General features: G+C 62.0%; 10 protein-coding genes. 2 read left to right on the top strand and 8 right to left on the bottom strand.

The window, feature by feature from the left end:
- Positions 1-19: 19 nt before the first annotated feature.
- The 7 genes from Tal182_RS10085 to Tal182_RS10055 all read right to left on the bottom strand — a co-directional run bounded on the left by Tal182_RS10085 (position 20) and on the right by Tal182_RS10055 (position 9,359).
- Positions 20-211, bottom strand: a complete 192-nt coding sequence (locus Tal182_RS10085; protein ID WP_011425113.1) for a twin-arginine translocase TatA/TatE family subunit — start codon at positions 209-211, stop codon at positions 20-22.
- Between the two features lie 182 nt (positions 212-393).
- Positions 394-1,098, bottom strand: a complete 705-nt coding sequence (gene scpB / locus Tal182_RS10080; protein WP_064810189.1) for an SMC-Scp complex subunit ScpB — start codon at positions 1,096-1,098, stop codon at positions 394-396.
- Positions 1,095-1,952: a ScpA family protein gene (locus Tal182_RS10075; RefSeq protein WP_085860903.1), complete on the bottom strand. Its 858-nt coding sequence runs from the start codon at positions 1,950-1,952 to the stop codon at positions 1,095-1,097. The genes scpB and Tal182_RS10075 overlap by 4 nt, the downstream gene beginning before the upstream one ends.
- An 18-nt stretch (positions 1,953-1,970) precedes the next feature.
- Positions 1,971-2,984: a beta-N-acetylhexosaminidase gene (nagZ, locus tag Tal182_RS10070; protein WP_064802110.1), complete on the bottom strand. Its 1,014-nt coding sequence runs from the start codon at positions 2,982-2,984 to the stop codon at positions 1,971-1,973.
- A gap of 110 nt (positions 2,985-3,094) precedes the next feature.
- A complete protein-coding gene (locus tag Tal182_RS10065) occupies positions 3,095-6,259 on the bottom strand; it encodes an SPOR domain-containing protein (protein WP_085859341.1) in 3,165 nt (1,054 codons plus the stop codon).
- A gap of 61 nt (positions 6,260-6,320) precedes the next feature.
- Positions 6,321-8,078: an arginine--tRNA ligase gene (argS, locus tag Tal182_RS10060; RefSeq protein WP_085859340.1), complete on the bottom strand. Its 1,758-nt coding sequence runs from the start codon at positions 8,076-8,078 to the stop codon at positions 6,321-6,323.
- Between the two features lie 63 nt (positions 8,079-8,141).
- Positions 8,142-9,359: a deoxyguanosinetriphosphate triphosphohydrolase gene (locus tag Tal182_RS10055; RefSeq protein ID WP_085859339.1), complete on the bottom strand. Its 1,218-nt coding sequence runs from the start codon at positions 9,357-9,359 to the stop codon at positions 8,142-8,144.
- A gap of 221 nt (positions 9,360-9,580) precedes the next feature.
- Between Tal182_RS10055 and erpA the strand changes: the two genes are divergently transcribed.
- Together erpA and xth are read left to right on the top strand one after the other, a co-directional pair.
- Positions 9,581-9,913 carry an iron-sulfur cluster insertion protein ErpA gene (gene erpA / locus Tal182_RS10050; RefSeq protein ID WP_064810183.1) on the top strand — a complete coding sequence of 111 codons (333 nt, stop codon included), beginning with the start codon at positions 9,581-9,583 and terminating at the stop codon, positions 9,911-9,913.
- A 228-nt stretch (positions 9,914-10,141) separates the two neighbouring features.
- Complete coding sequence (gene xth, locus Tal182_RS10045; RefSeq protein ID WP_085859338.1) at positions 10,142-10,933, top strand: exodeoxyribonuclease III; 792 nt, start codon at positions 10,142-10,144, stop codon at positions 10,931-10,933.
- Positions 10,934-11,018: 85 nt separating this feature from the next.
- Here xth and exoR read toward each other — a convergent pair whose 3' ends face one another.
- Entirely contained in the window at positions 11,019-11,813 is a 795-nt protein-coding gene (gene exoR / locus Tal182_RS10040) for an exopolysaccharide production regulator ExoR (protein ID WP_085859337.1), read from the bottom strand.

Below are 11,813 nucleotides of genomic sequence, written 5' to 3'. Positions count from 1 at the left end.
CGCTTTTTCCCGGACTTGATTACTTCGTTTCGTCGGCCTTGTGATCGACGGTCTTTGCCGTTTCCGGCGCGTCCTCGTCCGTCATGCCCTTCTTGAAGCTTTTGATGCCCTTGGCGACATCGCCCATCAGTTCCGGAATCTTGCCGCGACCGAACAACAACAGCACGATGACCAGAACGATCAGCCAGTGCCACATGCTAAGAGAACCCATCACTCTAACTCCCTGTTTCGATGTTCCCACGATGTAAGGATTTCTAACACCGTTTCCAACATCAAGCCCTTTGAACTGCGCTTAATGTCACGGTATAGCCCTTTATGACAAGCCACTGACCCGTCGAAAAATCGTGCGCACCATTGTTTTCGTCATGCATGGCAAAAGCAAGACGAAGTCCTTCAATCTTCGGAGGTAGAACGCGGGGCAAGCAACCCCAGTTCTTCGAGATCCATCTGGGTAATGGGGTCTTCGTCCTCGGTCAATTCGTCGTTCATCGACGGCGAGGGAATATTGAAGTTCGCCGGGATACGGCCAGACAGCAGGCCCGCTCCCTTCAATTCTTCGAGACCCGGCAGATCGCGCAATTCTTCCAGGCCGAAATGGTCGAGAAAATCGCGCGTCGTGCCCAAAGTCACCGGCCGGCCGGGCGTGCGCCGGCGGCCGCGAAACCGCACCCAACCGGCTTCCATCAGCACGTCGAGCGTGCCGCGCGAGGTCTGAACGCCGCGGATATCCTCGATCTCGGCACGCGTCACCGGCTGGTGATAGGCGATGATCGCGAGCACCTCCAGCGCGGCGCGCGATAGCTTCTTTACCTCATTGTCATCGCGGCGGATGACGAAGGAGAGATCGGCGGCGGTGCGGAAGGCCCAGGCGCCCTCGACCTGCACGAGATTGACGCCGCGTGGCGCGTATTGCTCTTTCAGGCGCAGCATGACCGCGCGCACGTCTGTGTCCCTGGGAAGGCGTTCGGCCAGGAAGCTTTCGGGGACCGGCTGCGAGGAGGCGAAAACCAAGGCTTCAGCGATGCGCTCGGCCTCGATCTCGGCCTGCAAGTCGCGGCCCTCGTCCCCGAAATCCTCGTCGTTCTCCAGATCGATCAAGCTGACCGCTCCTGTTCCACCACCTGCAAGGTGGCATGCTTCGGGCCGCGACGCATGTATATCGGCTGAAAGGCTCCGTCCTGACGGATTTCGAGCTTGCCCTCGCGCACCAGTTCCAGCGACGCAGCGAAGGCGCTGGCGATCGCCGTGACGCGCTCCTCGGGCGCGGCGAGATAACGCAGCAGATAATGCTCCATCGCCGTCCAGTCGCCGACCTCGCCGATCATCTGGGTGAGCAGCTCGCGGGCATCGGTCAACGACCAGACATTGCGCCTCTCGATCGTCACCTGGGTGATGGCGTGGCGCTGGCGCAGCGCCGCATAGGCGGTCAGGAGATCGTAGAGGCTCGCCACATAAGCCGACTGCTGCCGGTCGGGAATATGCTCGGGCGCGCCGCGCGCGAAGATATCGCGGCCGAGACGGTTGCGGTTGACGAGGCCTTCCGCCGCCTGGCGCATGGCTTCGAGACGTTTCAGGCGGAAGGCAAGCGTTGCCGCCATCTCCTCGCCCGAGGGGCCATCATCCTTGACCTGCTGAGGAATGAGCAGCCGCGACTTGAGATAGGCAAGCCAGGCCGCCATGACGAGATAATCGGCGGCAAGCTCGATGCGGATGCGCCGAGCGCTTTCGACGAACTGCAGGTATTGTTCGGCGAGCGCCAGCACGGAAATGCGCGACAGGTCGACCTTCTGGTTGCGGGCGAGATAGAGCAGCAGGTCGAGCGGGCCTTCGAAACCGGCGACGTCGATCACCAGCGCCGGCTCGTGGCTGGCACGCTCGGCGCCGTTGTCCTGCCACAGCTTGTCCATCGGCGTTGCCGCCTGCGGACGTTCCGAGCCCTTGACCGTGCTCACCACCCTGCTCTCCTACGATCACACCGACACAAACATCGCCTCGAATTCCGCCCTCAACTCCGCCTCATCGGCAGCATCCGGAGCGGCAAAGCCTGCTTCTACCGCTTTTGCGCGGGCAAGCGAAAAACCGGTGAGCGGCGGAACATTTGCCACGACATCCCGCATCTCGTCCATATGGCCATTGCAATGCAGCACGATATCGCATCCTCCTGCAATGATATTCGCCGCCCGTTCACCGATCGTGCCGGAAAGAGCATTCATCGAACTGTCGTCGGAAAGCAGCAGACCGCTAAAACCGATGTGCTCGCGGATAACGCCGTCGATCACCTTGCGCGAGGTCGTCGCCGGATTGCCAGGGTCGATTGATGTGAAGACGAGATGGCAGGTCATTGCCATCAACTCGTCCTTCATCGCGATGAAAGGCGGGAAATCATGGGCCTCCAGCTCATCGCGCGAGACGGTGACGACAGGCAGCTCCAGATGTGAATCGGCAAAGCCGCGACCGTGGCCGGGCATATGCTTCATAACAGGCAGCAAGCCGCCGGCCTTCAGCCCCTCGCCGGCCGCCCGTCCCATTGCGATAACCGTCTTTGGATCGCCACCATAGGCGCGGTCGCCAATGACGTTGCTGCTGCCTTCGACCGGCACGTCGAGAACCGGCAGGCAATCGACATTGATGCCAAGGTTCGACAGGTCGAAGGCATGCAGGCGCGACATCACCCAGGCGGCGCGCAGCCCGAGCGCCGGGTCGCGGCGATAGACATCGCCGAGCGCCTGGCCTGAGGGATAACGCGGCAGAACCGGCGGACGGATGCGCTGGACGCGACCGCCCTCCTGATCGATCAGCACCGGCGCATGCCAGCCGACGCTGTCACGCAGTTCGGCGACGAGATCGGTGATCTGGCCCGCTTCGGAGATATTGCGCCCGAAGAGGATGAAGCCCCAGGGCCGTTCGTCCCGGTAAAAGGCCTTTTCTTCGGATGTGAGGGCAAGGCCACTGCAGCCAAGGATCATCGCTTTTGATTCGGTCATAGAAGAATCATAAACAGCGGCTGGCCAAATGCGAGCAAGCGCGGGCGCGATGCACAAAAAAGAGCGGCGGGCCGATCCGGCTCGCCGCTCTCATAACTCAATGGCCGATGTTATTTGGAGATCAGGCAGCTTCCGCCCGCTGCGCGATACTGTTCGCAGAGCGCTGCGGCCTCATCCTTGGAGCCGACCGGGATGCGGACACGGTAGAAAGTGCCCTTGCCGGCGATATCGGCCCTGCGGATCTCATGGGCGCGGCCGCCAAGCACGCCCGCGAATTTCTTCGACAGGTTTGCATAAGATTTATTCGCCTCGTCCTCCGAAGGCAGCGAAGCGATCTGGAGGCCGTAGCCGCCTGCGGATGCGGCTTGCTGCGGCTGGGCGGCGGCCGGCGTTGCCGAGGCGACCTGCGTCGGCTTCGGCTGCTGCGCGGGCGTGCGGACATTGCCCTTATCGGTAACAGTGCTAACGACGTTGACAGGCTGATCGGCCGGGCGGGCGATCGGAACCGGGGCCGTATCGGCGATCGTTGCCGTCTTGACCGGCCGTACCGGCGCATCGACCGGTGCGGGATTTGCCGCCTGCCCATCGGCACTTGCGGCAGGCGACGGCTGTGCCGGCGCGGTTTGAACTGGTGCTGCAGAACGCGCATCGGCGGAAGCAATCTCGGCGCTTGCCGGGAAGCTCGCAGCCGATCCGGCAGCCGGCGGCGCAGACGGGGCCGACTGCGCCGTAACTGACGGCATCGGCTGAGGAGGCGGCGCCGGCTGGTCGACCGGTGCGGACTCCTCGCGGGCGACCAGTGTGCCGTCAGGCTTGACGATCATCGTGCGGACCTTGCGCGGCGAAACGGATGGCGTCTTGTCGGCGTCACTTGCAGAAGCGTCGTCGGCGTTGGCGTGGTTCGGCAACAGACGCGGATCCTCCGTCTCGCCAACTGCGGTCGGCGTGACCCGATCATCAGCGCCGGCGCTCTCGTCATCTTCCGGCAATGCTTCCGGCGTCAAGGTGCGCTGGACAACATCGACCGGCGCCTCGTCCGAGGAGACGAGCGCCTTCTGCTTCGGCTCCTCGGCAGAACCCGCAACGCGGTCGTAGACGGCCTTATCCTGGTTCGGCACCGTCTTACCGCCGGGATTTTCCGGAACGACCTTGACCGGCTCCTTGTCGGCCGTGATCACACGCGGCTCGCCGGAAGAGACAATGCCGAGCCCTTCGCCGTTCCAGACGGAGGAATAGACGCCATAACCGACGCCAGCGAAGACCACCAGCACGACGGCCCCGGCCAGCAGCCGGCGCATCGACCGGGCGCGGCTGAAATCAGCGGCCTGGCTTGCCGACTCGATATGGACCTCGGAGGTCTCCCGGCGTTCGACCGGCTCGCGCACGCTGCGGCGGAAATCCTCCTCCAGCGCCCGTTCGAAATCGTCGAGACCGTCGGCAATGGTCGGCTTGACCGGCGTTGCCGCAGCGGCAGCCATATTACGGGCGGACGCCGCCGTTTGGCGCGGTTTGGCCGGCTCGAAAAAGCTCGCAATCTCTGCATCGAGATCGAAATCGAAATCTGCGGTTTTCGCGATCGGAGCGGGCTGCTCGACCGGCGGCAGCGCCGGCACATGCATGTCGTCCACCGTCTCGGGACGATCCTCCGGATCGGAGATCATCGCCGGATCGAAGGGCAGATCTTCGGTCGATTCAGCGGCGGACGCCTCTGCGGCAGGTGCCCAGTTGAAAGCCGGAGCCGGAGCTGGGGCCGGCTGCTCGGAAACCGGGGCCGGCGCGGGCTGCGCCGGGACAGTGGCCTGCGGGTACTCAGGCGTTGCCTCCTGCTGGGGCGCGGCGGGCGCCGGCTGCGCCTTTGGCCGCGGCGCAGGCTCGGCTGCTTCGGAAAAATCGAGATCGGCAAGTTCCAGCTCGATACCGGCGAGGTCCAGTTCGAAATCGTGGCCCGCGAAGGGATCATCGGCTTCCGGCGCGGGCTGCGGCGCCCGTGAATAGGCCGTTGCGACAGGTCGGGGCTGCGTGACCGCGGCAGGCTGTGGCGCGACCGGCCTTGCGGCTTCGGCAGCATAGGCAGGCGCCATTTCGATAGGAGCGGACAGGATCGGCGCGGGCGCGATCGCCTCGGGCTGGACCGGTGCGGCAGCGACCGGGGCGACTTCGACGGGAGCGGGCTCCGGCGCAACCGGCGCCAGATTGGCGCGCTGCAATACCGGGCGGGGCACAGGATAGCGCGAGACGTCGGCCAGCAGGTCATCGACATCGAAGGTGCCGGCGGTATGCGGAACTTCAGGTCCGACCTCGGTCAGCGCGGCATCGGCCTGGATCTCGCCGTCGATGGCGGCTGCAAGATCGAAACCGGCGTCGGAGCCGAACTCTTCCAGATCATCCTCGACTTCAACGAATTCCTGGGCTTCAGCAGTTTCTTGCGGCGCAATTGCCTCATCGTGGCGATCGAGCTCGGCGGGGAAGCCGAACGACGGCGTCGCGGATTCGAACTCCTCGGGAGGTTCGACAGCGGCAACGGGCGCCGACTGCTCGATAACGGGCTCCGGCTCCGCCGAGGCAAGATCGGCAACCGCTGCTTCAGCCATCGGTTCAGCGACTGCTTCAGTCGCAGGCGCAGCGACTGCTTCGGGGGCCGGTTCGACAACCGTCACCGGCTCCTCACGTTTCGGGGCGTGAAAATTGGCGAGCGGCAGCCTGATGCTCGCAGCCGACCATTGCGGGGCTTTGGCGGACTGCGCCAGCGAAGAGACCGGCGCTGTACCGATCGACAATTCGAGTTCCTCGATCAGGTCGCGGGCGCCGCCGATAGCGGTTTGAGCTGGCACCTCGGAAACAGGATCGACGGACAGCTGCTGCGGACCGGCCGCCCGGTCGGCAGCGGCAACGTCCCAGTTCCTTGCCGAAGGCTGGGCAGCCTCTTCTGCGGCGACGGGACCAACGGAGACGGGCTCCGGAACATCCACGCTTACGGCAGCGGGAGAAACATCGAGAATGGGCTCGACATAGTCTTCGGAAGCGACGCCGTCGGAGATCGGCTCGGCCGGCCGATCGAGTTCGGCCAGCGGACGTGGTGAATCGTAGCGATCGAATTCCCGCCCGAGCTCATCCTCCAGATCGAAGGCAGGTTCGCGCCGGGCGGCGTCGCTTACGGTATTCGCTGCAACACGCGGCTCGAAACCGACGATCCGGGCAAGTTCGGCCAACGGATCGTCGTCGGCAAACAGATCGTCTTTTCCGCGCGTATCATACGCAAATTGTTTCTCAGCCATGCCTATCCCACTCGCAAACGCCAACGCTCAAATGCCAGCGCATTGTGGGTAAATGGTGACGTTATCGCATTTCGTCAGGTGCGGCAGTGCCTGTAATGGCAAGTCCCGACTTCAAAACCGACGCGACGGCGTACACCAGCCCAAGTCTGGCAATACTTGATTCTCGGTTTTTATCATTAACAAATCGTAATTCCGGCTGATCTTTACCTTTGTTCCAGTGCGCGTGGAACGCACTGGCGAGGTCGTAGAGGTAAAATGCGATGCGATGCGGCTCCTGCGACTGGGCTGCCGCCTCGACGATACGCGGGAATTCGGCAAGCTTGGCGACCAGCTGCAATTCGGCCGGATCGCCAATGCCTGCAACGGCTTTCGCAAGATCCTCGGGCGAAACATCGAGGCCGGGAAAAGCCTCTCTTGCCTGCCGGAAGACCGACATGCAGCGGGCATGCGCATACTGCACGTAAAAAACCGGATTATCCTTCGACTGCTCCGTCACCTTGGCGAAATCGAAGTCGAGTGGTTCGGAATTCTTACGGTAAAGCATCATGAAGCGGACCGAATCACGGCCGACTTCCTCGACGACGTCCCGAAGCGTGACGAAATCGCCCGAACGTTTCGACATCTTCACCGGCTCACCGTTGCGATAGAGCTTGACGAGCTGGCAGAGCAGCACCGTCAGCTTCGCCTTACCCTCCGAAACGGCGCGTGCAACCGCTTCCAGGCGCTTGACGTAGCCGCCATGGTCGGCGCCAAGCACATAGATCATCTCGTCGAAACCACGATCGAACTTGTTCTTGAAGTAGGCGACGTCGGCGGCGAAATAGGTATAGGAGCCGTCCGACTTGATCAGCGGCCGGTCCATGTCGTCGCCAACCTCGGTCGAGCGGAACAGCGTCTGCTCGCGATCTTCCCAGTCTTCAGGAAGCTGGCCCTTCGGCGGCGGCAGCGTGCCCTTGTAGACGTAACCCTTGAAGGTCAGGTCGTTGATCGCCGTGCGGATCGCCGCCGCTCCATTGGCATGCAGGGTGCGCTCGGAAAAGAAGATGTCGTGATGGACGTTCAGCGCCGCCAGATCTTCGCGGATCATGACCATCATCGCGTCGATGGTGCGATCCTTGACGATCGGCATCCATTCCTCTTCCGGCATATTGTGCAGCCGGACACCGTAATCGGCGGCAAGCGACTGGCCGACGGGCACGAGATAATCTCCGGGATAAAGGCCCGAAGGGATTTCGCCGATCCGTTCGCCGAGCGCTTCGCGATAACGCAGGAAGACCGAGCGGGCCAGCACGTCGATCTGCGAACCGGCATCGTTGATGTAATATTCCTTTTCGACGCCATAACCGGCAAAGGCAAGCAGGTTGGCGAGCGCATCGCCGACGACGGCGCCGCGGCAATGACCGACATGCATCGGGCCGGTCGGATTGGCCGAGACATACTCGACGTTGACCTTGCGGCCTTCGCCGAGGGTCGAGCGGCCATAGTCGATGCCGGCGCCGATGATGGAAGCCAGCAGCCGCTGCCAATAGCCGACGGCGAGACGGATGTTGATGAAACCGGGACCTGCCACCGAAACATCGGCGACGTCGGCGTCCTCCTTAAGCTTTGCGATGATGACGTCTGCAAGGGCGCGAGGATTGGTGCCGAGCGGCTTCGCCAGCACCATCGCGGCGTTGGTCGCAACGTCGCCGTGGCTCGCATCGCGCGGCGGTTCGACTGCGATGCGGCCGAAATCGAGCTCAGATCGCTTTTCCCTGACCAGATCGATCTGTTCAAGGGCGGTTTTGATCCTGGCTTCGAAGTCGGTAAAAAGGTTCATCGCACTCTTCCATGCATAGGCTGTGCCAAAGGCGCTAATCGGCCTTCGGCGGGCGACCGCTGCCTATCGCAAATCCGGAGTGTGGTCAAACAATCGCCTATGGGCACTGATCGCATAGGTGTCGGTCATGCCGGCGAGGTAGTCGCCGACATGGCGAGCCTTCGGCGCATCGGCGAGCCCCGCGATATGATCGACCCAGTAATGGCTCTGCATCTCCTTGGGACTGGCCATGTAGGCGGCAAAGAGGTCCGTGACGATCTGGGCAGCACCGGCGCGGATGCGCATGATATCGGGATTGCGGTAGATGCGCTTGAAGAGCATCGCCTTAATCTGCCTGTCGGTTTCGGCCATCTCTTCGGAAAAGGTGGCGATAACCCGGTCGGCGCCGCGGATGTCGGCAGCACTCTCGGGACGAAGAAGGGCAAGGCGCTGCTGCGCGACGCCGATGACGTCCTCGACCATGCGGGTGATCTGGCGGCGCATGATCTCGTGGGTGAATCGGCTCGGTTCCAGATGCGGATAGCGCCCCCTCACCTCCGCCATCAACCCGGCAAGAAAGGGAATTTCCTCCAGCATGTCGAAACTCAGATAGCCGGAGCGCAGGCCGTCGTCGATATCATGGGTGTTATAGGCGATGTCGTCGGCGATCGCCGCGACCTGGGCTTCCAGGCTGGCATAAGTCGCGAGCTCGAGATCGTGCAATTCGCAATAATCAAGGATCGGCTGCGGAACCGGGCCGCGCGTGCCGGCCCCTTCCGGCGTCAGCAACGGACCATTGTGCTTGACGAGGCCTTCGAGGCTTTCCCATGTCAGATTGATGCCGTCGAATTCGGCATATCGCCGCTCCAGCTTGGTCACAATGCGCAGCGATTGGGCATTGTGGTCGAAGCCACCATAGGGCAGCAGCACCTCGTGCAGCGCGTCCTCGCCGGTATGGCCGAACGGCGTGTGGCCGAAATCGTGCACCAGCGCCACGCCCTCGGCCAGATCCTCGTCGAGTTTCAGGGCGCGGGCAAGCGCACGGGCAATCTGCGCCACCTCGATCGTATGCGTCAGCCGAGTGCGGTAGTGATCGCCGTCCTGGGCGATGAAAACCTGGGTCTTGTGCTTCAGCCGGCGGAAGGCGGTGGTATGGACAATGCGGTCGCGGTCGCGTTGGAAATCGGAGCGAGTCGGACTGCTGTCTTCCGGATAGAGACGCCCACGCGTCGTCCACGGGTCGGCCGCATAGACCGCCCTCTCGCTGCCGCCGAAACCTAAAGCTCGCCTGTCAACCGTCATTCTTCACCGCCATTCTGCCTGTTGCCGCATCTGCCCATTGACGCCGCGTTGCCCTCTTCATACCTATAGCCCGACGAAACGGCAAAGCGGTGTTCGCCGACCGCTTCGGCGCATCATGGCCTTTTCGCGAAGATCATGGTAAGTTCCTTTGATATCAGGCATTTGAACATTCGAGTGCCAAAACCCATTCTCTCCGGATCTTGACCCCGGCAGGAGGAAATATGACGGATACGAGTGTAACTCTTTCGGATGCCGCGGCAAAGCGTATCGCCGCCATCATCAGTGCTGAGGCCGGCAAGAGCGCGCTGCGCGTTTCCGTCGAAGGCGGCGGCTGTTCGGGCTTTTCCTACAAGTTCGACCTTGCCGACAGCGCTGAGGATGACGACGTCGTCGTCGAAAAGAATGACGCGAAGGTGCTGATCGACAGCCTGTCGCTCGTCTATATGGCAGGGTCCGAGATCGACTTCGTCGACAACCTGCTTGGCCAATCTTTTCAGATCAAGAACCCGAATGCGGTGGCAAGCTGCGGCTGCGGCACCAGCTTCTCGATCTGAATATCCGAACATACAGCGTTGTCCCCAACGACCGGCGGAAGAATTGCTTCCAGCCGGTTTATCGGCTTGTCCAGCGGCGAAAGACCGCGATAAAAGGAGCGCACTGAAGCGCGTCGCGATCTTTCAGATTCGCTTACCACGCTTTAGCTCTTTGATTTTCCGCGTGTCGTGAATCGCAAAAACCGCCGCACAGTTTTGCGCGACATGCCCTAGCGAACGGGACAGAGCATGAAGATCGCGACCTGGAACATCAACGGCGTCAAGGCGCGCATCGACAATCTCACACAATGGCTCAAGGATTCCGATCCCGATATCGTCTGCCTGCAGGAGATCAAGACGATCGACGAAGGCTTTCCCCGGCTGGAGATCGAAGCGCTCGGCTATCATGTCGAGACGCACGGCCAGAAGGGATTCAACGGCGTCGCGATCCTCTCCAAGACTTCACCTTTTGAAGTCAACCGCGGCCTGCCCGGCGACCCGCTGGACGAACAGGCGCGTTTCCTGGAAGCGGTGTTCACGCTGCCCGACACGCGCATCCTGCGCGTCTGCTGCATCTATCTCCCGAACGGCAATCCCGCCGACACCGAGAAATACCCCTATAAGCTCGCCTGGATGGAGCGTCTGAGGAGCTTTGCGGCCGAACGGCTGGCCTATGAAGAGATGCTGGTGCTTGCCGGCGATTACAACGTCATCCCCGAACCGCACGACTGCTTCGATCCCAGGGTCTGGGAAAGCGATGCGCTGTTTCTGCCGCAGACGCGGCAGGCATTCCGCAGACTTGAAAATCTCGGCTTGACCGATGCGGTGCGCGCGACGACGGACGCGACGCGTCTCTATTCCTTCTGGGATTATCAGGCAGGTGCATGGCCGAAGAACAACGGCATCCGCATCGACCACCTGCTGCTGTCACCGGAAGCGGCCGACCGGATGACGTCCGCGGCAATCGAAAAACATGTACGGGCCTGGGAAAAGCCGTCCGACCACGTACCGGTGATCGCCTATTTCGATTTCGTAGCCTGACATTCCGAGCCCATGGCTGCGCGTCATTTCAGGGGCGCGATGGAGATGCACCGGTTGAATGCCGCGTGGCGCTGAACGGAAAGCGTCAGTCGGAACCGCTCGCAATGGCGTGCGACAGCGAAACTGCCGTGCGACGGTCGGCCTCATTGGCAACCGAGAAGGCCTGCTCCTGCAGCGCTTCCATCCAGCTGCAATCCTTCGGCTTGCAGCGGTCGAGAGCGGCGGTCATCAGCGCGAGACCGCGGGCCGTCTGGCCTTCGTCGAATAGGATATTTCCGAAAATCGCCATGGCGCCGGGATGACCACTCTTACGAGCCTGGTTCAGCCATTTTTTCGCCTGCTGCGGACTAGCGTTGCCGCCCTCGCCGGCCAGCATCATCTGCGCCAGCTGGAACTGTGCTTCGGGAACGCCGAAGGTGGAAGCCACCTGGAAATAGAGCTGGCGCGCCTGAGCGAGATCGATCTTGACGGGGCTGCCGGCAATACCATGCTTGTAGTAATTGGCGAGCGAGAGGAGCGCGTTGACGAAGAAGCCGGTATCTTCCGAGCCGGGTTCGACACCCTGCTGGGCGATCTCACTGTAGATCTTGAAGGCTTCAAAATCGTCCTGGGTAACACCGTCACCGTCGGCGTACATGTTGGCGAGCGCCCAGCGCGAGCCGGTATGGCCTTTTTCGGCGGCGTATTTGTAGGCTTCGACCGCCTCCTCTTTCTGTCCGTTTTTGTAGGCCTTGAAGCCGAACTTGAACAGATCGAAAGGACCGGACTCCTTGCTGACGTCGCTCTTGATGTCGAAAGCGTGAACCGGGCCGGACAGCGATATTGCCACCCACATGCTCACCAGCATGAATTTGAACAGTTTGAACTCGGACGTTACCAT

Source organism: Rhizobium sp. TAL182 (assembly GCF_002117725.1).
Lineage (GTDB): Bacteria > Pseudomonadota > Alphaproteobacteria > Rhizobiales > Rhizobiaceae > Rhizobium > Rhizobium esperanzae.
Note: the sequence above shows the minus strand (reverse complement) of the source record. Positions and strands in the feature narration are given on the sequence as shown.